39 protein-coding genes are annotated in these 23,539 nt (G+C 36.4%); 3 read left to right on the top strand and 36 right to left on the bottom strand.

Features of this window, described 5'->3' with window-relative positions; all coding sequences use genetic code 11:
* From gcvH to efp, 4 genes are read right to left on the bottom strand one after another with little or no spacing between them, the layout of a single operon-like run.
* Entirely contained in the window at positions 1-375 is a 375-nt protein-coding gene (gene gcvH, locus H0Z29_08185) for a glycine cleavage system protein GcvH (GenBank protein MBO8131478.1), read from the bottom strand.
* Between the two features lie 3 nt (positions 376-378).
* Positions 379-1,746 carry an acetyl-CoA carboxylase biotin carboxylase subunit gene (gene accC, locus H0Z29_08180; protein ID MBO8131477.1) on the bottom strand — a complete coding sequence of 456 codons (1,368 nt, stop codon included), beginning with the start codon at positions 1,744-1,746 and terminating at the stop codon, positions 379-381.
* A gap of 21 nt (positions 1,747-1,767) precedes the next feature.
* Positions 1,768-2,253, bottom strand: a complete 486-nt coding sequence (gene accB / locus H0Z29_08175) for an acetyl-CoA carboxylase biotin carboxyl carrier protein (protein ID MBO8131476.1) — start codon at positions 2,251-2,253, stop codon at positions 1,768-1,770.
* 9 nt (positions 2,254-2,262) lie between these two features.
* The gene (gene efp, locus H0Z29_08170; GenBank protein MBO8131475.1) at positions 2,263-2,823 is read right to left on the bottom strand and encodes an elongation factor P; all 561 of its coding nucleotides are present in this window, start codon (positions 2,821-2,823) and stop codon (positions 2,263-2,265) included.
* Positions 2,824-3,053: 230 nt separating this feature from the next.
* Here efp and H0Z29_08165 point away from each other — a divergent pair, with 230 nt between their 5' ends.
* From H0Z29_08165 to H0Z29_08155, 3 genes are all read left to right on the top strand, one after another.
* Positions 3,054-4,433, top strand: a complete 1,380-nt coding sequence (locus H0Z29_08165; protein MBO8131474.1) for a hypothetical protein — start codon at positions 3,054-3,056, stop codon at positions 4,431-4,433.
* A gap of 641 nt (positions 4,434-5,074) precedes the next feature.
* Complete coding sequence (locus tag H0Z29_08160) at positions 5,075-5,356, top strand: GIY-YIG nuclease family protein (protein MBO8131473.1); 282 nt, start codon at positions 5,075-5,077, stop codon at positions 5,354-5,356.
* A gap of 650 nt (positions 5,357-6,006) precedes the next feature.
* The gene (locus H0Z29_08155; protein ID MBO8131472.1) at positions 6,007-7,623 is read left to right on the top strand and encodes a hypothetical protein; all 1,617 of its coding nucleotides are present in this window, start codon (positions 6,007-6,009) and stop codon (positions 7,621-7,623) included.
* Here H0Z29_08155 and H0Z29_08150 read toward each other — a convergent pair.
* The 32 genes from H0Z29_08150 to rpsJ are packed head-to-tail and all read right to left on the bottom strand — an operon-like array spanning position 7,620 to position 23,458.
* Complete coding sequence (locus tag H0Z29_08150; GenBank protein ID MBO8131471.1) at positions 7,620-7,850, bottom strand: DUF350 domain-containing protein; 231 nt, start codon at positions 7,848-7,850, stop codon at positions 7,620-7,622. The two genes, H0Z29_08155 and H0Z29_08150, sit on opposite strands and share 4 nt — an antisense overlap.
* A gap of 47 nt (positions 7,851-7,897) precedes the next feature.
* On the bottom strand, positions 7,898-9,058 hold the full coding sequence (locus tag H0Z29_08145; protein ID MBO8131470.1) for a family 10 glycosylhydrolase: 1,161 nt from the start codon (positions 9,056-9,058) through the stop codon (positions 7,898-7,900).
* A 12-nt stretch (positions 9,059-9,070) separates the two neighbouring features.
* Positions 9,071-9,502 (bottom strand): 50S ribosomal protein L17, encoded by a 432-nt coding sequence (rplQ, locus tag H0Z29_08140; protein ID MBO8131469.1) that lies wholly within the window; start codon positions 9,500-9,502, stop codon positions 9,071-9,073.
* A gap of 20 nt (positions 9,503-9,522) precedes the next feature.
* Complete coding sequence (locus H0Z29_08135) at positions 9,523-10,500, bottom strand: DNA-directed RNA polymerase subunit alpha (GenBank protein MBO8131468.1); 978 nt, start codon at positions 10,498-10,500, stop codon at positions 9,523-9,525.
* A 17-nt stretch (positions 10,501-10,517) separates the two neighbouring features.
* On the bottom strand, positions 10,518-11,147 hold the full coding sequence (rpsD, locus tag H0Z29_08130; protein ID MBO8131467.1) for a 30S ribosomal protein S4: 630 nt from the start codon (positions 11,145-11,147) through the stop codon (positions 10,518-10,520).
* Between the two features lie 22 nt (positions 11,148-11,169).
* Positions 11,170-11,559 carry a 30S ribosomal protein S11 gene (gene rpsK, locus H0Z29_08125; GenBank protein MBO8131466.1) on the bottom strand — a complete coding sequence of 130 codons (390 nt, stop codon included), beginning with the start codon at positions 11,557-11,559 and terminating at the stop codon, positions 11,170-11,172.
* Between the two features lie 14 nt (positions 11,560-11,573).
* The gene (gene rpsM / locus H0Z29_08120; protein MBO8131465.1) at positions 11,574-11,960 is read right to left on the bottom strand and encodes a 30S ribosomal protein S13; all 387 of its coding nucleotides are present in this window, start codon (positions 11,958-11,960) and stop codon (positions 11,574-11,576) included.
* Positions 11,961-11,978: 18 nt separating this feature from the next.
* The gene (gene rpmJ / locus H0Z29_08115; GenBank protein ID MBO8131464.1) at positions 11,979-12,092 is read right to left on the bottom strand and encodes a 50S ribosomal protein L36; all 114 of its coding nucleotides are present in this window, start codon (positions 12,090-12,092) and stop codon (positions 11,979-11,981) included.
* A gap of 10 nt (positions 12,093-12,102) precedes the next feature.
* Complete coding sequence (infA, locus tag H0Z29_08110; GenBank protein ID MBO8131463.1) at positions 12,103-12,321, bottom strand: translation initiation factor IF-1; 219 nt, start codon at positions 12,319-12,321, stop codon at positions 12,103-12,105.
* 11 nt (positions 12,322-12,332) lie between these two features.
* Positions 12,333-13,079 carry a type I methionyl aminopeptidase gene (map, locus tag H0Z29_08105; GenBank protein MBO8131462.1) on the bottom strand — a complete coding sequence of 249 codons (747 nt, stop codon included), beginning with the start codon at positions 13,077-13,079 and terminating at the stop codon, positions 12,333-12,335.
* Positions 13,080-13,084: 5 nt separating this feature from the next.
* Entirely contained in the window at positions 13,085-14,422 is a 1,338-nt protein-coding gene (gene secY / locus H0Z29_08100) for a preprotein translocase subunit SecY (GenBank protein MBO8131461.1), read from the bottom strand.
* On the bottom strand, positions 14,419-14,865 hold the full coding sequence (gene rplO, locus H0Z29_08095; GenBank protein MBO8131460.1) for a 50S ribosomal protein L15: 447 nt from the start codon (positions 14,863-14,865) through the stop codon (positions 14,419-14,421). Before rplO ends, secY begins: the two co-directional genes overlap by 4 nt.
* Positions 14,862-15,065: a 50S ribosomal protein L30 gene (gene rpmD, locus H0Z29_08090; protein MBO8131459.1), complete on the bottom strand. Its 204-nt coding sequence runs from the start codon at positions 15,063-15,065 to the stop codon at positions 14,862-14,864. Before rpmD ends, rplO begins: the two co-directional genes overlap by 4 nt.
* Positions 15,062-15,580, bottom strand: coding sequence for a 30S ribosomal protein S5 (rpsE, locus tag H0Z29_08085; protein ID MBO8131458.1), 519 nt, complete (start codon positions 15,578-15,580; stop codon positions 15,062-15,064). Before rpsE ends, rpmD begins: the two co-directional genes overlap by 4 nt.
* 18 nt (positions 15,581-15,598) lie before the next feature.
* Positions 15,599-15,970: a 50S ribosomal protein L18 gene (locus H0Z29_08080; protein MBO8131457.1), complete on the bottom strand. Its 372-nt coding sequence runs from the start codon at positions 15,968-15,970 to the stop codon at positions 15,599-15,601.
* 17 nt (positions 15,971-15,987) lie between these two features.
* On the bottom strand, positions 15,988-16,527 hold the full coding sequence (rplF, locus tag H0Z29_08075; protein ID MBO8131456.1) for a 50S ribosomal protein L6: 540 nt from the start codon (positions 16,525-16,527) through the stop codon (positions 15,988-15,990).
* A 19-nt stretch (positions 16,528-16,546) separates the two neighbouring features.
* Complete coding sequence (gene rpsH / locus H0Z29_08070) at positions 16,547-16,945, bottom strand: 30S ribosomal protein S8 (GenBank protein MBO8131455.1); 399 nt, start codon at positions 16,943-16,945, stop codon at positions 16,547-16,549.
* A gap of 10 nt (positions 16,946-16,955) precedes the next feature.
* Positions 16,956-17,141, bottom strand: a complete 186-nt coding sequence (locus H0Z29_08065; protein ID MBO8131454.1) for a type Z 30S ribosomal protein S14 — start codon at positions 17,139-17,141, stop codon at positions 16,956-16,958.
* A 2-nt stretch (positions 17,142-17,143) separates the two neighbouring features.
* Entirely contained in the window at positions 17,144-17,731 is a 588-nt protein-coding gene (rplE, locus tag H0Z29_08060; protein ID MBO8131453.1) for a 50S ribosomal protein L5, read from the bottom strand.
* A 49-nt stretch (positions 17,732-17,780) separates the two neighbouring features.
* Positions 17,781-18,092 (bottom strand): 50S ribosomal protein L24, encoded by a 312-nt coding sequence (gene rplX / locus H0Z29_08055; protein ID MBO8131452.1) that lies wholly within the window; start codon positions 18,090-18,092, stop codon positions 17,781-17,783.
* Position 18,093: 1 nt separating this feature from the next.
* Positions 18,094-18,462: a 50S ribosomal protein L14 gene (gene rplN / locus H0Z29_08050; GenBank protein ID MBO8131451.1), complete on the bottom strand. Its 369-nt coding sequence runs from the start codon at positions 18,460-18,462 to the stop codon at positions 18,094-18,096.
* A gap of 28 nt (positions 18,463-18,490) precedes the next feature.
* The gene (gene rpsQ / locus H0Z29_08045; GenBank protein MBO8131450.1) at positions 18,491-18,745 is read right to left on the bottom strand and encodes a 30S ribosomal protein S17; all 255 of its coding nucleotides are present in this window, start codon (positions 18,743-18,745) and stop codon (positions 18,491-18,493) included.
* 24 nt (positions 18,746-18,769) lie between these two features.
* Entirely contained in the window at positions 18,770-18,982 is a 213-nt protein-coding gene (gene rpmC / locus H0Z29_08040; protein MBO8131449.1) for a 50S ribosomal protein L29, read from the bottom strand.
* A gap of 2 nt (positions 18,983-18,984) precedes the next feature.
* The gene (gene rplP, locus H0Z29_08035; GenBank protein MBO8131448.1) at positions 18,985-19,404 is read right to left on the bottom strand and encodes a 50S ribosomal protein L16; all 420 of its coding nucleotides are present in this window, start codon (positions 19,402-19,404) and stop codon (positions 18,985-18,987) included.
* Complete coding sequence (rpsC, locus tag H0Z29_08030) at positions 19,404-20,042, bottom strand: 30S ribosomal protein S3 (protein ID MBO8131447.1); 639 nt, start codon at positions 20,040-20,042, stop codon at positions 19,404-19,406. The genes rplP and rpsC overlap by 1 nt, the downstream gene beginning before the upstream one ends.
* Before the next feature lie 9 nt (positions 20,043-20,051).
* Positions 20,052-20,411, bottom strand: coding sequence for a 50S ribosomal protein L22 (gene rplV, locus H0Z29_08025; protein MBO8131446.1), 360 nt, complete (start codon positions 20,409-20,411; stop codon positions 20,052-20,054).
* A gap of 2 nt (positions 20,412-20,413) precedes the next feature.
* Entirely contained in the window at positions 20,414-20,695 is a 282-nt protein-coding gene (rpsS, locus tag H0Z29_08020) for a 30S ribosomal protein S19 (protein MBO8131445.1), read from the bottom strand.
* 10 nt (positions 20,696-20,705) lie between these two features.
* The gene (gene rplB, locus H0Z29_08015; protein ID MBO8131444.1) at positions 20,706-21,536 is read right to left on the bottom strand and encodes a 50S ribosomal protein L2; all 831 of its coding nucleotides are present in this window, start codon (positions 21,534-21,536) and stop codon (positions 20,706-20,708) included.
* A gap of 3 nt (positions 21,537-21,539) precedes the next feature.
* Positions 21,540-21,863, bottom strand: a complete 324-nt coding sequence (rplW, locus tag H0Z29_08010) for a 50S ribosomal protein L23 (GenBank protein ID MBO8131443.1) — start codon at positions 21,861-21,863, stop codon at positions 21,540-21,542.
* A 17-nt stretch (positions 21,864-21,880) separates the two neighbouring features.
* Positions 21,881-22,516, bottom strand: coding sequence for a 50S ribosomal protein L4 (gene rplD / locus H0Z29_08005; GenBank protein ID MBO8131442.1), 636 nt, complete (start codon positions 22,514-22,516; stop codon positions 21,881-21,883).
* Positions 22,513-23,139: a 50S ribosomal protein L3 gene (gene rplC / locus H0Z29_08000; GenBank protein ID MBO8131441.1), complete on the bottom strand. Its 627-nt coding sequence runs from the start codon at positions 23,137-23,139 to the stop codon at positions 22,513-22,515. The genes rplD and rplC overlap by 4 nt, the downstream gene beginning before the upstream one ends.
* Before the next feature lie 10 nt (positions 23,140-23,149).
* Positions 23,150-23,458 (bottom strand): 30S ribosomal protein S10, encoded by a 309-nt coding sequence (rpsJ, locus tag H0Z29_07995; protein ID MBO8131440.1) that lies wholly within the window; start codon positions 23,456-23,458, stop codon positions 23,150-23,152.
* Between the last annotated feature and the right edge of the window lie 81 nt (positions 23,459-23,539).

Genomic DNA, 23,539 nt, shown 5'->3' with positions numbered 1-23,539 from the left:
TCAAAGTAATTTTTTATAATCTTCTGCAGTTAATAAATCATTTATTTCATCTTTATTAGATATTTTCAATTTAAATATCCAGCCTTCTCCATATGGATCCTTGTTAATAATCTCTGCCGTATCTGCTAGCGTTTCATTTACTTCATTCACTTCACCTGAAAGAGGCGAATAAACATCAGCAACTGTTTTTACGGCTTCAATTGTCGACACAGCATCCCCTTTTGTAACCAGCTTCCCGACTTCGGGCAATTCTACATATACTATATCCCCAAGTTCATTTTGAGCGTAATCGGTAATACCAATAGTCGCAACACCATCTTCTATAAGCACCCATTCGTGATCTTTCGTATACTTTAAGTTTTTAGGTATGTTCATTATCTAAACCTCCTCCAATATTTCTTCCAGTTTAAATTTAAAACTATTTAAAAATTCTATATTAAAATTCCCTTTAATAAAATTTTCATCCTTCAATATTGCCATATGAAATGGAATAGTTGTACGTATTCCTTCAAAAATAGTCTCCTCAAGAGCCCTTTTCATACGTGTGATAGCTTCTCCCCTATCTTTTCCGTGAGTTATTAACTTTGCAAGTAATGAATCATAATGAGGTGGTATGGTATATCCAGCATAGACATGGGTGTCCATTCTAGTCCCCGGACCACCTGGGGCATGAAATGAAAATATATGACCTGGTGATGGCCTAAAATTATTTACTGGATCCTCTGCATTGATTCTGCATTCTATGGCATGCCCATGTGATTTAATATTACTATACCATTCTGGGATTCTCTCACCACTCGCTATTCTCAACTGTTCCTTTACTATATCTACCCCTGTAACCATTTCAGTCACAGGATGCTCAACCTGAACTCTTGTATTCATCTCCATAAAGTAAAAATTCTTATCCTCATCAAGTAAGAACTCAACTGTGCCAGCACTCTTATATCCTACACTCTTTGCAATTTTTACCGCTGTCTCACCCATTTTTTTGCGTAATTCTTCATCCACAACCGGTGATGGAGACTCCTCAATTAGTTTTTGATGTCTTCTCTGAATTGAACACTCTCGTTCGCCTAGGTGCACCGCATTACCGTACTGATCACACAATATCTGTATTTCAATATGCCGTGCTCCCCTTATTAACTTTTCAATATAAAGATCAGGGATACCAAAGGCAGCTTTGGCTTCACTACTTGCCATATTGTAAGCTGAATCCATTTCACCTTCGTCCCAGACAATCCTCATGCCTCTTCCACCACCGCCAGCACTTGCTTTCAGCAAAACTGGATACCCTATATCGTGAGCAATTTTTTTCGCGTCTTTCAAGTTTCTAACAACACCATCACTACCGGGAATAACTGGCCCTCCAGCTTTTTTGACTACCTCCTTTGCTAGAGCTTTCTCACCCATAAGAGCAATAACTTCTGGATTCGGTCCTATAAAAATTAAACCGTTATCTATACACATCTGTGCAAAGTCCTGATTCTCAGCAAGAAAACCATACCCGGGATGGATAGCATCGGCATTTGTGATTATAGCAGCACTTATAATCTGAGACGCTTTCAAGTAGCTTTCCGAAGAAGGTGGAGGTCCTACACAAACAGCTTCATCAGCAAATCTAACATGAAGAGAAAGCTCATCTGCTGTGGAATAAATGGCAACAGTTTCAATACCTAATTCTTTACATGCTCTTATAATTCTTAAAGCAATTTCTCCACGATTAGCTATTAAAACCTTTTTAATCACTTCACTAATTGAATCTATATGTTAATCTTTCTCAATTATAAATAATGTTTGATTATATTCCACAGGTTGACCATTTTCAACAAGTATCTTTTTTATTGTACCGGATACTTCAGACTCAATTACATTCATAATTTTCATTGCTTCAATAATACATAAAGGCTTACCTTGGGTAACATGGTCTCCAACCTTTACGTATGGGTCCGCATCAGGGGATGGTGCACGATAAAAGGTACCAACAATAGGAGTCTTTACTTCATAAAGTTTATCAGATTTTACCTCTTCAGCTACCTCTTCTTTTGGTAATTCCTTGTCTTTACCCTCTTCTATAGTTTTTACTAACTCAGGTTGAGTCTTAACATTGCCACCACGTGAAACTGCCGTTGTAATTGAACCATTCCTCCGTTTTGTTATTCTAATAGTCGTCCCGAACCATTTCTTTATCTCTATCTCCTCAATGTCGTGAGATTCAATTATTTTTACTAACTCTAAAATTTCCTGGGTTCCCATAAAACCTCTCTATTTAACTCTTTCAATGTATTCCCCTGCCCTTGTGTCTATTTTTACCATATCCCCCTCATTTATGAACAGAGGAACCTGTACTACCAGTCCTGTCTCTAATTTCGCAGGTTTTGTTGCACCGCTGACAGTATCACCCTTAATACCGGGCTCTGTCTCTACAACTTGCAAAATAACGTATGTTGGTAAATTTATATCAAGAGGTTCTGCATCATGAAATAAAACATTAACCTCATCATTTTCCTTTATAAAAACTTTCACACCTTCGATAAGCTCACTACTTATTGGAATCTGTTCGTAAGTTTCAGTATCCATAAAAATATAACTACTGCCGTCAAAATAAAGATACTGCATTTGTCTGGACTCCAGCCTCACCTCATCAAGTTTCTCTCCAGATCTAAATGTATTTTCCACAACCTGTCCGGTTCTTAAATTCTTAAGCTTTGTCCGAACAAATGCACCACCACGCCCCATTTTAACATGCTGGAATTCCAATATTTTCCAGTAACCATTGTTCCAAAATATTACCATTCCATTTCTGATGTCTGCTGTTGTTGCGATTTTCTATTCCCTCCTTTCTAATTAACTTACAGTCATGCAACCGGCAATTTAGTTTTATATTAAAATATAGTCAATAAAATTTTAAACTTTGAAATATAGCATATTCAGCTCAGTTTAAAGTATTTTTAATAGATAAAAAACTATAAAATGCTTATTAATATCTAAAAATATTAGTAGAAACATTTAAAAATAATAATTAAACTTTATAAAGTAAAAGTGAGGGGGATATTATGAAAATAATTCAAAGAAATGTTTCTGAAAAGATTACAATTCTATTGTTGAGCATAGGGTTATTTTCCTATCTAATCGCCCAGGAGCGAATTACCAGTTTCGATGAAAAAGGGAAACTCTATACAATAAATTCAAAACTGGGTAAAAAACTGAGTTTATTTAAAGAGTACCAGAATTTCCAGGAGGCTCGATTATTCCAGCTATCTGACTCGTTATACGTCCTTGAGATTTACTACAAACCAAAAAATGAGTTATTAAAAGCAAGGGTTTCTCTTGACTATAGCCAGGTTATGGATTTAAGACATAAAATCATCACTGAACTTTATCAAAAATCCCCTAAAACTATCCTTAATCAGGAAGGAAGATCAAGATTTGTATGGAATGCAAGGTTACTTTCTTTATTATATTATGGTTGGGCTACACCGATAGCACTCGATATTGATGATTCAAAATTGGCTGTAGCGACTTATATGCTTTTAGGTGGCATTGGTTTCTATCTACCATACTCGTACACATCAAATATTGAAGTGACAGATGCCGCTGCTACATTAAGCCATTATCTTGGAACACGCGGGATAATACATGGTTTCTTCATACCATCTTTGATAAACAAAAGCCCATCATATCGAACCCGTTTTACATATAGCATGCTAGCTAGCGTTACTGAATTTGTACTCGGTTTTAAAATCGCAAACAGATTAAAATTGACATCCGGTTCAGCTGAAGTCGTTGGTATTACCGGAGACTTTGGATTACTCTTAGGATGTGGAATCGCAGATTTACTAAATTTTACAGTTGAAAATAAGGCACGTGCAAGTTCAGCATGTATTTTAATCGGTTCGTACCTCGGATATAAATCAGGGCTATCAATATCCAAAACCCAGCCATTTACAAGAGGTGATGCATATATTTACAGAGCCACTGGAATTCTTGGCATACAAATTCCACAAGCCCTTGTCGATCTTTTTAAACCAAAGGAACACAGAATTTATACAGCTTCATCTATTGTAGGTGGTATAATCGGAGCTATGCTTGGATGCCATCTTGTTAGAAATAAAGACTTTACTTCAGATCAGGGCAAATTTGTATTATGGAGTGAGGCTGCTGGCGACTTTATCGGTAGTGGAATTGCTTATCTAATATCTTCTGAGAAAAAATATGATACAACCATTTATCTAACTTTAAGTTCTATTGGAGCAACAGCTGGATTCTGGCTAATGTATAAAAATTTTAAAGATAAAGCTCAAATAGAAGAAGCAAACCTTCCTTTAGAGATCGGCTTTTATCCTGAAACATTATTAACTGCACTAAATAGGAAAAATATAAACTCATTTCATCCAGCACCAAGAACATTCTTTTCAATAGACTATAAATTTTAAATGTATTAACAAGAATAATCTAAAAAACGCTATTAATTTGCATAACAAATAAAAGTTTTATAATGTATTATATACCGCTATGAGTAAAAGCAAAACCAGTCTGTTACACTCAGCACATTAATGTAAGAGGTAAAGAAGCAACCTGCCCCTACCCGTCACTGCGAGCGTCAGCGAAGCAGCCTACCCACTTACCCGTCGTTGCGAGCGTAAGCGAAGCAATCTGCTTTGAAAGAGTGTTCCAGTAACAGCTATGGGTTGCTTTTCCATACTGTCCTCAATTTTTCAGATTAGATTGCCACGTCGCTCACTATCGATCGCTCCTCGCAATGACATGGCAGGTGTCGCCCCACACCCGTCGTTGCGAGCGTAAGCGAAGCAATCTGCACCCACACCCGTCGTTGCGAGCGTAAGCGAAGCAATCTATACTCACACCCGTCGTTGCGAGCGTAAGCGAAGCAATCTGCTTTGAAAGAGCATCAATCAGTCTGAATGTAGAAACACAATCCATAATGCCTTCAAACTTAGCAGAGCAGATCACTTCGTCGCTCGTTTTACTCGCTCCTCGTGACGACTGGTAGGATTAAAATTAATATTGATTATTTTAAAAAATGTAATACAATAATCAAAAGGTATAATAAAAAATGCAAAAGCTTTATTACGTATATATAATGACAAATAAAAATAATACGGTATTATATACAGGTGTTACAAATAATCTAAAAGTTAGAGTTTATGAGCATAAGGTTGGTATTGGAAGCACATTTACGAAAAGATATAATATAAACAAGCTTGTTTACTATGAGATTTATGAAAATCCGATTGATGCCATTTCAAGGGAGAAGCAGATAAAAGCAGGGTCAAGAAGGAAGAAGATAGATCTTATAAATAGCGTTAATCCTGAGTGGATGGATTTTTACAGTTAGGTTGATTTTTCAGTTTAGATTGCCACGTCGCTCACTGGCGTTCGCTCCTTGCAATGACATGGCAGGTGTCGCCCCACACCCGTCGTTGCGAGCGTCAGCGAAGCAGCCTACCCACTTACCCGTCGTTGCGAGCGTAAGCGAAGCAATCTGCACCCACACCCGTCGTTGCGAGCGTAAGCGAAGCAATCTGCACCCACACCCGTCGTTGCGAGCGTAAGCGAAGCAATCTATACTCACACCCGTCGTTGCGAGCGTAAGCGAAGCAATCTGCTTTGAAAGAGCATCAATCAGTCTGAATGTAGAAACACAATCCATAATGCCTTCAAACTTAGCAGAACAGATCACTTCGTCGCTCGTATTACTCGCTCCTCGTGACGACCTGCTAATTAGACTTTGGATAAAATACAATATAATAATGGGAAATAACGCCTACACTGTCGCTACTACGCACTGAAAACGGAGAAGTAGTTTATTATAAGAAATTGCAAAGATGAAAAATATAAAATGCTAATTTATTTTATCCTTCTATTTTACATAGTATATTGCTATACTTCCTCGATTAAACACCTTACAGATGCGTAAATCCACACAAGGAGAAATCTCATTTTTCCTTTGCACTTTTTGAAATAGTTCAAAAAATTTAGCCCGTTATGTTAGAATTACTATTCGATAACCTCGAAAAACTATCAATAATTAGCCTAATATTTTTTTTATACGCTGAAATCCATCTATATATTCCAATTTTACGAGGCATTTTATACAAAAAACAACCTGAAATAATCTTCGATACACCCTACAGAGTCAATAGCGATTACCTACCTGTCCTCTTATTACTAAAAGACGCTGATAAATTCCCAATCTTTCTAGAACATATTATAATATCAATTTACGATAAATCAACAAGAACACTTCTGGATACAATACGGATAGATGAAAACATGACTATTAATCAAAAATGGTTTGGAAAAATTTATCATATAACAGTAAATGGTTTTATAGGAAAAACTTTGGAAATTAATTGTAAGGGTTTTTTTAAAATAAATGGTAAAGATTTAATTGTAAAAAATGATAACTACCCCGGACTTTCTCACAAAAACCTAACAGTTCATATTGATCCGGAATGCCTTCCATCAAAAGATGGATGGCACTGCGGAGACATTCACTGCCACTCATATTATACCGAGGATCAGGTAGAATTTGGCTTGCCCTTATTCTTATTCCCAGAAATAGCCAAACCAATGGGATTGTCTTTCAATGCTGTGACAGATCATTCATATGATCTAGATGATTTACTCGGTACATGGACAAAAAAGGATCCAAATCTGATAAAATTTAAAAATTCACGTAAAGAAATAGAGGAGATCAATAAAAAATACTCTGATTATATTATAATTCCGGGAGAGGAATTAACAGTCGATAATGGTCATGGCAGATATGTACATATGCTTGTATTGAATAACAAAAATTTTATTCCCGGTAATGCCGATGGCTTTGAAGGAATTTTCGACAATAAGATTGCTTACTTTTATGGTAAGATAGCAGAAATTGGTGATGATTCTATGCTCACAGCATCTGCTCACCCGATGACCCTGTTTCCATATGTTCAGCGGATATTACTAAAGAGGGGAATATGGAATTTCAATGACAAATCTGACAGCTTGGATGGTCATCAGATTCTAAATGGAAAAATTGATAACGCTTTCAGACTGGGAAAGGAAAACTGGATAAAACAGCTTCTTAAAGGTTCCAGAAAATACATCTATGCAGGGAATGATTCACATGGGAACCTTAATAGGTTTCGCCAATTGCGCACTCCTTTATTCAAATTATACGAAGGAAATTATCAAGTATTTGGGGAATGTCGAACGATAGTATTTACAGATATTTCAAAAGGTATTAATCAGCTTATAAAAAATCTCAAAAAGGGACAGGTTGTAATATCCAATGGTCCTTTCATAAACATAACGATAAAAGATAATGGGAACAACTTATATCACATAGGTAATCAGGCTCCTGTAGATGCCGTAAAACAAATATGTATTGAAAGTAAATCATCAGAATTCTTTGGAAAAATAAAGGAAATAAAAATTTTTAACGGACAGATAGACAATAAAGTTGAAAAACTTATTTTCGCTAAAAATTATCAGAATGTTAGTAATGTGAGGGAAAAAATAAAAATCCAAGAATTAAGAAGTGGACACCTTCGGGCAGAAGTATTTACAGAAAAGGATAAATTTTGTCTGACAAACCCGATCTGGCTTATTTAAATCACTTTATAAATCAGAAGCCCAACCATAACAATAAGAGCCACGACTATAAGAGCAACTCCGATATTACCCCTTCTTATCTCTTCCCATTCATCAATATTACTCGATAGAAGATCAAAAATCTTAATGGCAAAACCTATACCCACCGCAAATCCTATTGATGCAACCAGTGCCCAGCCAAAAGCTTTAAGATAAAGTATAAAGGTATATGCCCATGATGATTCCATATTTTCCTCCTTTTAAATAATCAATCATAAATAACATCTAATAAAATTTAATAACGTTTCTTAAGTCTTTTAACATTTCTTAAAATATAATACCTATTCTTCAAGTAATCATATGAAAAATAGACTATATTATTATATTCATTATCTATTGCAATCAAGGTCTTACCCCATGCCCCATATTCTGACTGATTATAAACTGCAATACCCATCCAGACTTTTTCATTTCCACAAAAGCTTGAAATTTCTCTCGCTATTTCTTCAAATCTTCTATCACTCTTTGTATAATTCATAGGAACTACAAAGTCCATATACCCCTTTTCCAACCAATTTATCCAATCCTGAAAATAATAGTTTCTTGCCTCTATTGGATCAGGTTTTACTGCCGCGCTCATGCTGACATTATATCCAGAAGTATCAATATAAATTTTAACCATTCTTACAAAATTTGTTATTCTTGATCTCAGAAAATTATTCCATCTGAAAAGCAGAGTATCAAAAATAACATCATCAATATCTTTCAAAAAGTCCTTATTTGAAATAGTAAAGAGCAGAGGATCAAATCCATATCTTTTCTTGAAAAGATATCTACCTTCCGGGTTATAGTCATAGTTACCATTAGGATAGCGTATATAATCAAAATGAATTCCATCTACATCATAGTTTCCGATGACTTCTTTTACAACCTCAAATAAATATTTATTGACATCACTAACCGTGGGGGAAAGAAATATCCCTTCTTTTTTGTTTTTTAGATATAGAATCTTTTCATATTCGCCAGCTAAATTACAACTTTTATCAATTGCACACCAATCTGGATGCTTAAGGACAATATGCCCCGGCCAGGGAAATTCCTTAGAACTCCATACAAAATATATGTTCATCCACGCATGCACTCTTAATCCTTTGTCTTTCGCTTTTGTAATAGTATACTGAAGCGGATCAAACGCTGGAGGCTTTATAAGTTCAGACTTCTTAACAATCTTTGAATTATAAAATGCATCATCTCTACCTCTTACCTGGACAAATATATCTGTAAAATTATTTTCACAGGCAAAATTGATAAAAGTATCAATCTCCTTCTTATTTACGACTCTATCTCTAACAACCCATATTCCTAGATTCCTTATCTGTGAATTTAATTGGAAAGTAATAAGAAAAAAAAAGGCAGCCACATTAACTGCCCTCTTAAAATAAACGATTTTCTTCATACATCTATTCAATCAACTTTCGACTTTTTCTTTGGTCTTAGTTTTCTTTTCTTTTATCTTTTCTTTGGATTTCTTTTCATCAGGTTTTTTATAATCTACAAATTCGATAAGTGATATTTCTGCTGCATCATTATCTCTAAAACCAAGCTTTAAAATTCTCGTATATCCTCCCTGTCGATTCATATACTGAGGAGCAATATGATCAAAAAGAAGTTTTACCAGCTTCCTATCCCGCAGTACTCTAAATGCCAGGCGTCTATGATGAACTGTCCCTTTTTTGCCATAGGTAATTAATCTCTCAATTACGCTCCTTAATGCCTTTGCTTTTGCGTGAGTTGTTTGAATTCTACCATGTTTAACCAGCTGAATAGCTAGATTTGATAGTAACGCTTTTCTATGACTTGACTTTCTACCGAGCTTTGGAACCCTCTTCTGGTGTTGCATTTTTCTTTCTCCTAAGGTGTTTAATCTTCATCCGAGTTCAAATACATTGAAACATCCATCCCAAATTGTAACCCCATTTCCTTCAATTTCATCATTAATTCGTTCAGAGACTTCCTACCAAAATTTTTAAATTTCAACATCTCCTGCTCATCCCTTGATACAAGATCAGCAATTGTTCTAATATTATTGGCTTTCAGACAGTTGTATGCTCTAACCGAAAGTTCCATTTCATCAACGGACTTCTTAAGAAGATTTCTTATTCTGATTTTTTCCTCATCGGGTTCTTCCGTCTTTATCTCAATAGGTTTAACCTCTCCAGTAACAAATAGCTGGAAGTAATCCATGAGTAAACTCGCAGCATAGCTAACTGCATCCTCAGGATTGATACTACCATCGGTGGTAACCTCAAGGGTCAGTTTTTCTAACACCTCCTTTGGTGTCCCTGGAAGATTTTCAACTTTCATTGCTACATTTTTTATAGGAGAAAATATTGAATCTATGAATATCGTTCCTATAGGTGCATCAGGAGTTTTATTTTTATCTGCAGACGTCCAGCCAGTTCCCTGAGATACCTTAAGTTCGATATTGAAGTCTGCATCTTCATTCATTGTACAAATATGGTGATCTGGATTCATTATTTCAAAATCATTTGTATGCTCAGCTATCATACCTGCTTTAAACTCACCCGGACCTTTAAGATGGATATTTACTTTCTCAGGCTTTGGATCGATTAACTTTATTCTTACTTGTTTAAGATTTAAAATAATCTCCGATACATCTTCAACAACTCCCTCAATAGTAGAGAATTCATGCATAATACCTTCGATCCTTATTGATGTGATAGCTGCACCCGGGATTGATGTAAGCAAAACTCTTCTTAAGGCATTACCAATTGTTGTGCCATAACCCCTCTGTAGGGGCTGAAAAGTAAATATCCCAAAAGTATTATCCCTAATATCCTTTTCAACTTTTGCTACTATTTCATTTTTATTTGGCATCGATTCTCCTCACTATTTTACTTTGAATACAACTCAACCACTAATGACTCTTTAACATCCAAATCTAATTGTTCCCTTTCTGGTGGTTGTATAAATATTCCTCTCATCTTTCCTTTCTCAAGAATAAGCCATGGTAATTCATGTTCACCTTTTATTCTCTTCATTGATTCATGTATTGTCGCTAATTTTCTGCTCTTCTCTTTGACTTGAATAACATCACCTGGTTTTAATAAATATGAAGGTATATTTACCGGTCTATTGTTTATAACAAAATGCCCGTGACTTATAAGCTGTCTTGCTTTGCTTCTGGATTCAGCAAATCCAAGTCTATATACCACATTATCAAACCTTGATTCCAATATTTTCATTAAGTTATCTCCTGTTTTGCCTTTCATCCTGCTTGCCATTTCAAAATATCTTTTAAACTGACGTTCTAAAACCCCATAGATTCTTTTTATCTTCTGTTTCTCCCTTAATTGAAGTGCATAATTCGAGGGTCTTCTAATTAATGTTCGTCCATGTTGCCCTGGTGGATAAGGTCGTTTATCAAAAGAACACTTATCGGTTAAACACCTTTCTCCTTTCAGAAAGAGTTTCATACCCTCTCTTCTACATAATTTACACCTTGGTCCTGTATATCTTGCCATATTTTAACCTCTTTTTATTTCTTTATATTCTCCTTCTTTTTGGTGGTCTGCAACCATTGTGTGGAATAGGTGTTACATCTTTAATAGCTGTTATTTGCAACCCAGCGGAATGTAGGGACCGTATAGCTGCTTCTCTACCTGACCCTGGTCCTTTTACCCACACTTCGACCCTTTTTAAACCAAGGTCCATTGCCTCCTTCGCCGCTTTAATAGCAGCCTGCTGAGCTGCAAAAGGAGTGCTTTTTCTCGTACCTTTAAAACCAACCGTACCACCCGATGCCCACGATATAACATTTCCATATTTATCAGCCAGTGTTATAATTGTATTATTGAAAGTTGCCTTTATATGTGCTATACCATCAGACTCAACTTTGACTTTTTTCTTCTTTTTTGTAGTTGAACGCTTTGCCACTTCTCCCCCCTAAATTAACCTTTCTTACCAACTTTTTTCTTTTTCTTTCCTACTGTCTTTCTCGGACCTTTTCTTGTTCTTGCATTCGTTCTTGTTCTCTGCCCCCTTACAGGTAGTCCACGTCTGTGCCTTAATCCCCTATAGCAACCAATATCAATGAGTCTTTTAATATTCATTTGGACTTCAGTTCTTAAAGCACCCTCTACTTTCTCTCCCTTTTCAATTATTTCTCTAATCGCTCTTACTTCCTGATCTGTTAAGTCTTTTATTCGCTTTTCAGGATCAACGTTTGCTTTTTCCAAAATCTTCGCCGCTTTTGATCTCCCAATTCCATATATATATGTTAAACCTATTTTTGCTTTTTTATCTCTCGGTAAATCTACACCAGCTATTCTTGCCAAATCGACCTCCCTTTACTTTTAGCCCTGTCTTTGCTTATGCTTAGGATTTATACAAATTACCCTAACAACACCTTTCCTTCTAATTATCTTGCACTTATCACATATTTTCCTAACTGAAGCTCTAACTTTCATTTATAACCTCTCACTTATATCTATAAATAATCCTACCTCTTTTCAAATCATAGGGAGAGAGCTCAAGTGTAACTCTATCACCAGGCAAAATCTTTATGAAATGCATCCTCATCTTCCCAGAAACATGTGCTAATACCTCATGCCCATTTTCAAGTACCACCTTAAACATCGCATTTGGCAGACATTCTTTTATTATTCCGTCAACTCTTATTAACTTCTCCTTTGCCATCTATTATACACCTAATCTCTCGTTAAAATTTCGGGACCATTATCGGTTATTACAATAGTATGTTCAAAATGAGCTGATGGTTTCCCATCAAGTGTCACCACAGTCCAACCATCTTCAAGTGTATAGACTTCGAATGTTCCAGTATTAACCATTGGTTCGATTGCAAGGGTCATCCCAGTTCTCAACTCTGGACCTCTACCTGGTTCTCCATAATTAGGAACCTCAGGACTCTCATGCAAATTTCTACCAATACCATGACCCACAAGCGTTCTAACAACAGAAAATCCATTAGCTTCTACATGGGATTGAATAGCGTGCCCGATATCCGACAAATAATTTCCGGGGACTGCTTTTTCAATGCCCTTATATAACGCTTTTTCGGTTACTTCCAGCAATCTTTTTTTCTCATCATCAATATCACCGACAGCATAAGTATATGCTACATCACCATAATAACCGTTCTTTAGTGTACCAATATCGACACTGACAATGTCACCTTCCTTTAAAATCCTATCTCCAGGGATTCCATGAACAACCTGTTCATTTATGCTTATGCATATTGTAGCCGGATAACCTTTGTATCCTTTAAACGCGGGCTTAGCATTTTTTGAAACAATAAATTCGTAGGCAAGTCTATCTAGCACCTTTGTTTTAATCCCAGGTTTTATATATTTACCAAGCATTACAACAGTCTGATAGGCTATTTGACAACTTTCTCTCATTTTTTTAATCTCTTCATCATTTTTTATATATATCATTCTTACTATCGTCTACCACGAATTTTACCTGTCTTCAAAAATCCATCATAGTGTCTCATTAGCAAGTGTGATTCAATCTGTTGTAATGTATCAAGTGCCACACCCACAATGATCAACAAACTAGTACCGCCATAAAACGATGCGAGGTCATAATTAATTTTTGTCACCTTCATTAATACATATGGAAAAACAGCTATAAATGCAAGAAATATTGAACCCGGCAGAGTAACTCTTGTCAAAACGTTATCAATAAATTCCGAGGTTTTCTTTCCCGGTCTTATACCAGGAATAAAGCCACCATATTTTTTCATATTATCCGCTACTTCCACAGGGTTAAACACAATAGCAGTATAAAAATATGTAAAAAATATAATAAATATTCCGTAAATAATCCAGTATATTACTGATTGTATGCTGAAAAATCTCATTATACCCTGAATAAATTCGCTATTCGGGAAAAAGGTGGCAATTGTACTCGGTAAGAACATAATCGCCTGTGCAAATATTATAGGCATTACTCCAGCAGAATTCACTCTTAAAGGGATATGAGTAGCCTGCCCACCGTAAACCTTTCTTCCAACAATTCTTTTTGCATATTGTACCGGAATTTTTCTTGTGCCTTGAGTAAGTAATACTACAAATCCAACAATAACAAACATTAAAGCAATCAAAATCACTTCGGTGAATATTCCCCTTACCCCCTCTTTTATTAGAGTAATCTCACTTATTACAACATTTGGAAATCGAGCAAGAATACCAACCATTATTATAAGTGATACACCATTACCAATCCCTCTCTCTGTTATTCTCTCTCCTATCCACATTAGTAATATCGTACCAGTAGTTAATGTGAGCATTGTAAGTAGTACAAATCCAACTCCTGGATTTGGAACTACAGGATATAGTCTATCCCCAATTCTTGCTGACATCTGCGGACTCATTAAAAATTGGCTTATACCAAATGCCTGTAAAAGTGCTATCAATACTGTTAAATATCTCGACATCTGCGTTATCTTTTTTCTTCCTTCTTCACCTTCCCTTTGTAATTTCTGTAAATATGGGAATACAGCACCAAGCAATTGCAATATAATAGAAGCACTAATATATGGCATTATTCCAAGAGCGAAAACCGTAGCCTTTCTGAAAGCACCACCAGCAAATAAATCATATAAACCAAATAATGTATTAGAGAAATTTCTTATAGCAGCACCAAGTACTTCCGTATCAATACCTGGTATAGGTATATGAGCACCTATTCTAAATACAGTTAATAAACCTAGAGTATAAAGAATTCTCCTTTTAAGCTCAGGTATTTTAATAATATTCTGAAATTGCTGAATCATATTACCTCTGCTTTTCCGCCAGCTTTTTCAATCTTTTCTTTTGCTGATTTACTAAAAGCATTAGCATAAATAGTAACCGCTTTTTTAATCTCACCATCTCCAAGGATCTTAACAGGCTTGTTTAAAGTTTTAATCAACCCTTTTTCTTTTAGATCTACAATTTTTATTACATCCGCATCAATTCTCTCAATATCTCTAATATTAACAATCTGATATTCAATTTTATTGATGCTTTTAAATCCTCTCTTTGGTATCCTTCTGTAAAGGGGCATCTGCCCGCCTTCAAACCATGCTCTCCTCTTTGATCCTGATCGGGACATTTCACCCTTATGCCCTCTTCCTGAAGTACCCCCATGACCAGAAGCATCTCCTCTACCAACTCTCTTTCTTTTCTCCACAGACCCTTGAGCAGGTTTTAGTGATGATAATATATTTGTACTCATTGCTCTACTTCCTCAACTTTCAGTAAATGAGAAATTGATCTTATCATACCCCTTATCGCTGGATTATCAGCCTTTATTACAGTTTGATGCATTTTTCTTAATCCTAAGGCCTGAAGTGTTAATTTAGCTTTCTTTCTATACCCAATAGCACTCTTTATTTGAGTAATTTTTAACATTTTTTGTTTTTTCTTAGCACTCATTTGCCAAACAACTCCCTTACAGTTATGTCTCTCATCCTAGCAATCGTTATAGGATCCCTTAGCATTAATAAAGCTTTCATTGTGGCTTTGGCAACATTATGGGGATTGGTTGAGCCTATAACTTTTGTCAGGACATCCGTAACACCCAATTCTTCCATTATGGCACGTATAGGACCACCCGCAATAATACCAGTTCCTGGAGCAGCAGGCTTCAATAGGACAGTTGATGATCCGTATTTTGCCTCCGCTTCATGTGGAATTGTTCCATTTATGATAGGTATTTTATACATATTTTTTTTCGCTGCTTCTTTAGCTTTTGCTATAGCTATAGTTACTTCTCCCGCTTTTCCGAGCCCAATTCCAACATGGCCCTTTCCATCCCCTATAGCAACTATCGCATTAAAGCTAAATCTTCTACCACCTGTCACAACTTTAGCTACACGTTTTACTTTTATTATTTTCTCTTCTAATAACTCAAGTTGTGAAGAATCCACAACTTTTCTTCTTTTCAACATCATTTCAACTACTCTCCCTTAAAATTGCAAACCGCCTTCTCTGGCTGCATCAGCTAATGCTTTAACTCTCCCGTGATACTTGTATCCATTTCTATCAAACACAACCTGTCTTATTCCGTGCTCAAGAGCCTTTCTCGCCAAAGCTTTTCCAACTAATCTACTTTTATCTATCTTTCTCATGCTCACGTTGATTTGTGTTCTTACCTCTGGACTCAAATCAGAAACTCCCAATATCGTTTTGCCGTCCTCATCATTAACAAGTTGAGCATATATGTGTTTCAAACTCCTATATACAACTAGCCTCGGTCTCTGTGAAGTTCCAAAAACTTTTTTACTCACTCTCTTCTTTCTTCTTAACCTTGCCAACCTTTTCTTTAATATTCTGTCCATAACGTACACCTATTCTCTTATGCTCCGACCTTCTTTCCAGCTTTTCTTCTAACGTATTCACCTTCGTAACGTATTCCTTTGCCTTTATACGGTTCAACAGGCCTTATGCTTCTTATCATAGCAGCAACTTGTCCGACCCTCTGTTTATCTATACCACGTACAACAACTGTCAATGGTTTAGGAATTTCAATTGTTATCCCTGGAGGTGGAGTAAATAATACAGGATGAGAATAACCAACGTTCAGCTGTAAAGATTTACCTTTCATTTCGACAGAATAGCCTATTCCCTCAAGTAATAGAACTTTTTCATAACCCTTTGTCACACCCTCAACCATATTTGCGATTAACTGCCTTGTTAATCCATGGAGTGATTTATGTCTTTTACTGTCTGTTGGTCTTTTCACAATTAATTGATTATCTAATAGCTCAAGTGTCATGTCTGGATGTATATCGAGATCCAGCTCACCTTTAGGACCTTTTACTTTAACATACCTCCCTTTTATCTCAACATTAACTCCCTGTGGTATTTCTATCGGTTTTCTACCTATCCTTGACACTTTTCTATCTCCTTACCTTCTACCAAATATAACATAAAACTTCGCCTCCAACATTCTCTTTTCTTGCTACTTTATCCGTAATCACTCCTTTTGAAGTAGACAAAATTGCTATACCGAGGCCACCAATTACCCTAGGTATCTCATTAGAGGATACATATACTCTCCGTCCGGGTCGACTAATTCTCTTTAAACCCTGAATCACTGGAATACCATCCTTTGCGTATTTAAGGAATAGGCGGACAATACCCTGCTTACCATCTTCGATTATAACAAAATCCCTTATAAAACCCTCATATTTCAATATAAGGGATATCCTTTTTATCATATTCGAAGCAGGAGCGTCAACCCATCTATGCCCTGATTTTTGTGCATTTCTAATTCTTGTTAAAAAATCAGCAATTGGATCAGTAATAGACATATCCCTCTCCCTACCAGCTTGCCTTTTTTATCCCTGGTATTTCGCCCTTTAAAGCTAATTCTCTAAAACAAAGACGGCATAATCCGAACTTCCTATAGTATCCTCTTGGTCGCCCACATATACTGCATCTGTTAACTTTTCTTGTTGAAAATTTTGGTTTACGTTTTGCCTTTTCTATTAATGATTTCCTTGCCATATCTAATTACTCTCCTCAACCTCTTCAATTTTTGGCTGCCTCTTTCTCCTAAATGGAAATCCCATTAAAGATAATAATTCAAAAGCCTCTTCATCAGTTTCGGCCGTTGTAGTTATTGTTATATCCATTCCTCTGATTCTATCAATAGTATCATAATTTATCTCAGGAAAAATTATTTGTTCCTTTATCCCAATAGATAAATTCCCCTTCCCATCAAATGATTTATCAGAAAAACCGGTAAAATCACGAATACGTGGAACAGCGATCGAGATAAACTTATCGAGAAATTCATACATCCGCCATCCCCTTAATGTTACAAAGCAACCAACAGGGTCACCAGCTCTTATTTTAAAATTTGAAATTGACTTCTTTGCCCTTGTTATAACCGGTTGTTGCCCTGATATTACCTTTAAATCTTCCATCGCATTCTTTAGGTTTTGCGGGTCTTCTTTCGCACGCCCTATTCCCATATTTATTGTTATTTTCTCGAGTTTCGGCACCTGATATTTATTTTCATATTTAAAAATTTTCATCATCTTTGGTATTACAACATTCTCATAAACTTCAAGTAATCTTGGTCTATATTCAATACCATTCTCTTTCTTTGATTCTTTCTTTGCCACCTTTACACCTCAATCTTTATGTATCTATTACTTCACCCGTTTTCTTTGAATATCTCACCTTCCTACCATCCTTCAGAATTTTAAATCCAACTTTCGTAGGATTACCATCATGATACAGCATCACATTAGAAATATGAATGGGAGCTTCTTTTTCAATAATTCCACCTTGTGGATTTTTCTGGCTTGGTCTTGTATGTCTCTTTATAAAATTAACACCCTCAACAATAACTCTATTTTTCTTTGGAAACACCTTTAATACCTTTCCAACTTTCCCCCTATCGTCACCAGAAATCACCATAACCATATCACCCTTTTTTATCTTTAACATATTAAATAACCTCCGGTGCCATTGAAATAATTTTCATATAATTTCTGTCTCTCAATTCCCTGGCAACAGGGCCAAAAATTCTTGTCCCCCGTGGTTCTAAATTATTATCAACCAGTACAACTGCATTATCGTCAAACCTTATATATGAGCCATCTTTTCGCCTCACCTCTTTTCTTGTTCTCACAACAACGGCCTTAGACTTATCTCCCTTTTTTACCATTCCATTAGGAGTTGCCTGTTTCACCGAGACTACAATTATATCGCCAAGTGAAGCATACTTCCGCCCTGAACCGCCTAGCACCCTTATACACAGCACTTCCTTAGCTCCCGTATTATCTGCAACCTTTAATCTACTCTCCTGCTGAATCATTGCACCCTACCTCATCAATATTGCTTAGCTATTTAGAATCAACTATTTCCAACAATCTCCAACGTTTTAATTTGCTCAATGGCCTTGATTCTATTATTTTTACTACATCACCCTCTTTACACTTATTTTCTGGATCATGAGCATAAAACTTGCTAGTGCGTCGAATATATTTTTTATATAATGGGTGTTTTACCAATCTATCAACTGCAACAATAATGGTTTTATCCATTTTATTACTAACTACTCGACCAACAAAAATTTTCTTCTTTACTCTTTCTCTCATACGACAAATTCCTCTGCCTTCGATTTAACTCTCCTTTTTCTTTCTTATACCTAGCTCATACTCACGTAATACCGTTTTTATCTGAGCTATTTCTTTTTTTATCTGCCTTATTTTAGCAGGATTTTCAAGCTGTTGCAAAGCTTTTTGAAATCTCAAATTTGAAAGAGTCTCAATATCCTCAGCAAGTTTAGCTTTTAATTCCTCTATAGACATTTCTCTTAACTGCTGTTTTTTCATATTCACTCACCAACTTCTTTTCTCTTAACTATTTTTGTCTTAATAGGTAATTTGTGAGAACCAATTCTAAAAGCTTCGATAGCCTGGCTTTCATCCTCAACTTCCACCTCAAAGAGTATTCTCCCCGGTTTAACAACTGCTACCCAAAATTCTGGGCTACCTTTCCCCTTACCCATACGAGTCTCTGCTGGCTTCTTGGTCACAGGTTTATCAGGGAATATCCTGATCCAGAGTTTCCCATGTTTCCTGACTTTTCTTGTAATAGCTACTCTAACTGCCTCAATCTGCCTTGACGTTATCCAACCAGGTTCAAGAGCTTTTAGCCCATATTCTCCGAAACAGACTTCATTTCCCCTGGTTGCGATACCTTTCATTCGACCTCGTTGTTGTTTCCTGTACTTAACTTTTTTTGGCGCTAACATTATTCACCTTCTACCTTGATTTTTTCACCTTTACATATCCATACTTTTACCCCAATACATCCGTAGGTTGTATATGATGCTTCACAGGCATAATCTATGTCTGATCTCAAAGTTTGCAATGGGATTCTCCCCTCTTTATAAGTCTCCTTTCTTGACATTTCAGCACCACCTAATCGACCGGATACTTGTATCTTAATACCCTGAGCTCCCTGCCTCATAGCCGATTGGATTGCTTTTTTTACAACTTTCTTATAAGATACTTTTCTTGCTATTTGAGCCGCAATATTCATTGCAACAAGCCTCGCATCAAGCTCAGGCCTTTTTACTTCATTAACATTTATATACACATCTGTACCAGTAAGCTTCTTTAATTCGGCTTTTAGTAGATCTACCTCTCTCCCTTTCTGTCCGATTACCATACCGGGTCTTGATGTATGTATAATCACAGTTATAAGCTTGGGAGTCCTTTTTATTTCAATTTTGGAGATACCAGCATTGGGTAATCTATTATTTAAATACCTTCTGAGATAAAAATCCTGCAATAATTTATCCTTGTAATTACGTTCATCAAACCAAATACTATCCCAAGTTTTGTTAAACCCTATTCTAAAACCTATTGGATGTGTCTTTTGTCCCAAAGCTCCTCCCTACTTTTTACTTTTCTTTTCAATTTCGGCTACAATTACATTTAAATGACTTGTACGCCTTCTTATTAAACTGGCTCTTCCCATCGAAGCAGGTCTTACTCTTTTCCACATCGGACCCGGATCAACCCATATACTTTTTATATATAATTCTTCAGGAGTAATGCTATGGCCGGATTCCGAATTGATTAAATTAGAAACAGCAGACCTGATGGTCTTTTCAATATACTTAGACGCTCTTTTCTTACTAAAGTGCAAAGTGTTAAGAGCTTCTTGAACTCTCATACCCTTAACTAAATCCACTAACTGTCTCAATTTTCTTGGACTCTGTCTAATATACCTACTAACTGCTCTTGCTTCCATTTTTATCTCTTTTTTCTCTCCTTCTTATCTCCTGCGTGTCCTCTAAAAGTTCTTGTTGGTGCAAATTCACCAAGTTTATGTCCAACCATGTTTTCTGTTATATATACTGGAATGAATTTATTTCCATTATGGACAGCAAAAGTGTGTCCTACAAATTCAGGTATAATTGTAGACCTTCTTGACCAGGTTTTAATAACTTTTTTCTGACCTGTTTCGTTTAACTTTTTTACTTTCTTAAGCAACTTTTCATCAACATATGGACCCTTTTTTAGAGATCGAGCCATTTAATCTCCTCTATTTATCGTATCTTCTCTTTATTATTAGTTTATCACTTGCTTTTCTCTTTTTTCTTGTTCTATAACCCTTCGTTGGCTTACCCCATGGAGTTGTCGGGTGTCTACCTCCTGAACTTTTACCTTCACCACCTCCCATTGGGTGATCTATAGGATTCATAGCAACTCCTCTGGTGTGAGGTCTTCTTCCAAGCCATCGACTCCGACCCGCCTTACCAAGAGATATGTTGATATGATCTTTATTTCCAACTTCCCCAATTGTTGCATAGCAATTAGCATTGACTTTTCTCATTTCACCAGACGGTAATTTCAATATTGCGTACTTTTTCTCAATCCCCATAATCTGTACAGACGAACCAGCACTCCTTGCAATCTTTCCACCTCTTCCAGGATAGAGCTCTACATTATGAACAAAAGTTCCAGGGGGAATATTTCTTAATGGTAAAGCGTTACCAACCTTGATAGGTACATTTTCACCAGATATTACAGTATCTCCTACTTGCAAACCTTCAGGTGCTATTATATACCTTTTTTCACCATCTTTATATACAAGAAGCGCAATTCTAGCACTTCTATTTGGATCATATTCAATAGTCTTTACTTTAGCTTCAATACCGTGTTTATCTCTTTTAAAATCTATGATTCGATATTTCCTTTTGTGTCCACCACCACGATGCCATACTGTAATTCTACCTAGATTATTTCTGCCACCTGTCTTTTTCAATGGTACAACAAGACTTGGCTCGGGCTCTGTGGTAGTAATCTCCTCGAATGTGCTGACGGACATATATCTCGTGCTTGACGTTACTGGTTTTAATTTCTTTATACCCATAGCTTACACCGCCGTTTCTCCCTGATAAAAATCTATTTTGTAACCCTCTTCTAAGGTAACTATCGCTTTCTTCCACGAAGGTGTTCTACCCTCAGTCCTGATTACTCTTCCACCACTTCTCACCGTCATTCGTCTAACTTTACCTTTTATACCCATGGTATTAACTTTTTTTACCTTTACATTAAATTTCCTTTCAACTGCGGCCTTAATTTCGTGCTTATTTGCAGCACTATGGACTTTAAAAGCATATTTGTTCTGCTCTTCCTGTAATTTCGTCATCTTCTCTGTTAGAATAGGCTCAATTATTATATCACCTTTTATAGACATCGTAAAACCCTAACTTTTTATTCTAAAAGTTGACTATTTAACTCCATTAAACCTTCTGGTTCAAACAAAATAATTTCATTGTCAAGTAAATCAATAGTTGAAGCATTCCGTGCTTCAAATAGGGCGATATTATAAAAATTTCTACAGGAAAGTGCAATATTCCTGTTCATTCTATAAACCAGAATTGTAACCTTTTTATCCATAAGATTAAAAGCACTCAATAATTCTCTTATATTTTTGGCTTTTGGCTCATCAAAAATCAAGTTTTCCACAACCCTTATTGCCTCAGACCTATATTTATATGCAAGAGCACTCCTTCTTGCAAGCCGCTTTACTTTCTTATTAATCTTTAAGCTATAATCTCTAGGTTTAGGCCCAAAGACGACTCCACCGCCTACCCAGAGTGGGCTCCTTATCGATCCAACCCTTGCTCTTCCAGTACCTTTTTGCCTCCAGGGTTTTCTTCCACCTCCTCTAACTTCTGCCCTTGTCTTAGTGCTATGTGTACCCTGACGACTATTTGCACGTTCCACCTTAACAGCAAGGTAAATAGCATGATCATTTGGCTCAATATCAAATGAAGGATTTTCTATTATTAATTTCTCTCCAGACTTGGTTCCATCCTTTTTATAAATCGGGAATTCAACCTTCAACTCTCTTGCCTCCGTATTATTACTAAGCCGTTTCTTGGTCCGGGTATCGAACCCTTGACAAAGAGCAAATTATTTTCTTTATCTATTTTTAAAATAGTCAAGCCTTTTACTGTTACTTTTTTTCCCCCCATCCTCCCAGCCATTCGTAATCCCTTAATTACTCTGGAGGGAAAAGAGGACGCCCCAATAGAACCAGGTGCTCGAGTACGGTCGCTTTGCCCATGTGTTCTAGGACCGCCCCCAAAACCATGCCTTCTCACAACTCCCTGAAAGCCCTTACCTTTTGTAGTACCTGTAACCTTAATAATATCTCCTTCAGTAAAAACATCAACCGTTACTTCTTTCCCAGGTTCACAATACTCGTTATCAAAATCTCTAAACTCCCTTAAGTATCGGAAAGGTACTACCCCGGCTTTTTTAAAATGTCCTAATAGAGGTTTATTCACTAAACGCTCTTTTTTGTGTTCGAACCCAAGCTGGACTGCATCATACCCATCGTTTTCTTTCGTTTTCACCTGCACAACTTTGCATGGACCTGCTTCAATAACGGTAACTGGAACCGCCTGCCCATCCTCTGTAAATATTTGTGTCATACCTATTTTTTTCCCTAATATTCCCAACATATCTCTACCATTAAACTTTTATTTCAATATCAATTCCTGCCGGTAATTCTAGCTTCATCAAAGCATCAACTGTCTTTGAAGTCGAATTAAGTATATCTATCAATCTCTTATGAACTGTTGCCTCGAATTGCTCCCTACTCTTCTTATTCACGTGAGGCGACCTTAAAACAGTATATACAGTACGTTGAGCAGGAAGGGGTATGGGACCTCGTACCACTGCCCCTGTTGCTTTTGCTGTAGCTACTATTCTTTTTGCGCTTTTATCAAGTAAATTATGATCGTAAGCTTTTAAACTTATTCTTATTTTTTGTCCAGGCACCTCTAACCTCGCTACCTTTTGATCATTCAATAATCTGAGTTACGACACCGGCACCAACTGTTCTACCGCCTTCCCTAATAG

Source organism: Candidatus Neomarinimicrobiota bacterium (genome assembly GCA_017656425.1).
In the GTDB taxonomy this organism is placed as follows: Bacteria; Fidelibacterota; UBA2242; order UBA2242; family B5-G15; genus JACDNV01.
The sequence above is the reverse complement of the archived record's forward strand: the minus strand, read 5'-3'. Positions and strand labels throughout refer to the sequence as shown.

What these genes read in the sequence shown, in the direction of transcription:
- gcvH (MBO8131478.1), bottom strand. Translation starts at nt 375, where the DNA reads ATGAACATACCTAAAAACTTAAAGTATACGAAAGATCACGAATGGGTG.
- accB (MBO8131476.1), bottom strand. Translation starts at nt 2,253, where the DNA reads ATGGGAACCCAGGAAATTTTAGAGTTAGTAAAAATAATTGAATCTCAC.
- H0Z29_08165 (MBO8131474.1), top strand. Translation starts at nt 3,054, where the DNA reads ATGAAAATAATTCAAAGAAATGTTTCTGAAAAGATTACAATTCTATTG.
- H0Z29_08160 (MBO8131473.1), top strand. Translation starts at nt 5,075, where the DNA reads ATGCAAAAGCTTTATTACGTATATATAATGACAAATAAAAATAATACG.
- H0Z29_08155 (MBO8131472.1), top strand. Translation starts at nt 6,007, where the DNA reads ATGTTAGAATTACTATTCGATAACCTCGAAAAACTATCAATAATTAGC.
- H0Z29_08150 (MBO8131471.1), bottom strand. Translation starts at nt 7,850, where the DNA reads ATGGAATCATCATGGGCATATACCTTTATACTTTATCTTAAAGCTTTT.
- H0Z29_08145 (MBO8131470.1), bottom strand. Translation starts at nt 9,058, where the DNA reads ATGAAGAAAATCGTTTATTTTAAGAGGGCAGTTAATGTGGCTGCCTTT.
- rplQ (MBO8131469.1), bottom strand. Translation starts at nt 9,502, where the DNA reads ATGCAACACCAGAAGAGGGTTCCAAAGCTCGGTAGAAAGTCAAGTCAT.
- H0Z29_08135 (MBO8131468.1), bottom strand. Translation starts at nt 10,500, where the DNA reads ATGCCAAATAAAAATGAAATAGTAGCAAAAGTTGAAAAGGATATTAGG.
- rpsD (MBO8131467.1), bottom strand. Translation starts at nt 11,147, where the DNA reads ATGGCAAGATATACAGGACCAAGGTGTAAATTATGTAGAAGAGAGGGT.
- rpmJ (MBO8131464.1), bottom strand. Translation starts at nt 12,092, where the DNA reads ATGAAAGTTAGAGCTTCAGTTAGGAAAATATGTGATAAGTGCAAGATA.
- infA (MBO8131463.1), bottom strand. Translation starts at nt 12,321, where the DNA reads ATGGCAAAGGAGAAGTTAATAAGAGTTGACGGAATAATAAAAGAATGT.
- map (MBO8131462.1), bottom strand. Translation starts at nt 13,079, where the DNA reads ATGATATATATAAAAAATGATGAAGAGATTAAAAAAATGAGAGAAAGT.
- secY (MBO8131461.1), bottom strand. Translation starts at nt 14,422, where the DNA reads ATGATTCAGCAATTTCAGAATATTATTAAAATACCTGAGCTTAAAAGG.
- rplO (MBO8131460.1), bottom strand. Translation starts at nt 14,865, where the DNA reads ATGAGTACAAATATATTATCATCACTAAAACCTGCTCAAGGGTCTGTG.
- rpmD (MBO8131459.1), bottom strand. Translation starts at nt 15,065, where the DNA reads ATGAGTGCTAAGAAAAAACAAAAAATGTTAAAAATTACTCAAATAAAG.
- rpsE (MBO8131458.1), bottom strand. Translation starts at nt 15,580, where the DNA reads ATGTTGAAAAGAAGAAAAGTTGTGGATTCTTCACAACTTGAGTTATTA.
- H0Z29_08080 (MBO8131457.1), bottom strand. Translation starts at nt 15,970, where the DNA reads ATGGACAGAATATTAAAGAAAAGGTTGGCAAGGTTAAGAAGAAAGAAG.
- rpsH (MBO8131455.1), bottom strand. Translation starts at nt 16,945, where the DNA reads ATGTCTATTACTGATCCAATTGCTGATTTTTTAACAAGAATTAGAAAT.
- H0Z29_08065 (MBO8131454.1), bottom strand. Translation starts at nt 17,141, where the DNA reads ATGGCAAGGAAATCATTAATAGAAAAGGCAAAACGTAAACCAAAATTT.
- rplX (MBO8131452.1), bottom strand. Translation starts at nt 18,092, where the DNA reads ATGTTAAAGATAAAAAAGGGTGATATGGTTATGGTGATTTCTGGTGAC.
- rplN (MBO8131451.1), bottom strand. Translation starts at nt 18,462, where the DNA reads ATGATTCAGCAGGAGAGTAGATTAAAGGTTGCAGATAATACGGGAGCT.
- rpsQ (MBO8131450.1), bottom strand. Translation starts at nt 18,745, where the DNA reads ATGAGAGAAAGAGTAAAGAAGAAAATTTTTGTTGGTCGAGTAGTTAGT.
- rpmC (MBO8131449.1), bottom strand. Translation starts at nt 18,982, where the DNA reads ATGAAAAAACAGCAGTTAAGAGAAATGTCTATAGAGGAATTAAAAGCT.
- rplP (MBO8131448.1), bottom strand. Translation starts at nt 19,404, where the DNA reads ATGTTAGCGCCAAAAAAAGTTAAGTACAGGAAACAACAACGAGGTCGA.
- rplV (MBO8131446.1), bottom strand. Translation starts at nt 20,411, where the DNA reads ATGGAAGCAAGAGCAGTTAGTAGGTATATTAGACAGAGTCCAAGAAAA.
- rpsS (MBO8131445.1), bottom strand. Translation starts at nt 20,695, where the DNA reads ATGGCTCGATCTCTAAAAAAGGGTCCATATGTTGATGAAAAGTTGCTT.
- rplB (MBO8131444.1), bottom strand. Translation starts at nt 21,536, where the DNA reads ATGGGTATAAAGAAATTAAAACCAGTAACGTCAAGCACGAGATATATG.
- rplW (MBO8131443.1), bottom strand. Translation starts at nt 21,863, where the DNA reads ATGTCTATAAAAGGTGATATAATAATTGAGCCTATTCTAACAGAGAAG.
- rplC (MBO8131441.1), bottom strand. Translation starts at nt 23,139, where the DNA reads ATGTTGGGAATATTAGGGAAAAAAATAGGTATGACACAAATATTTACA.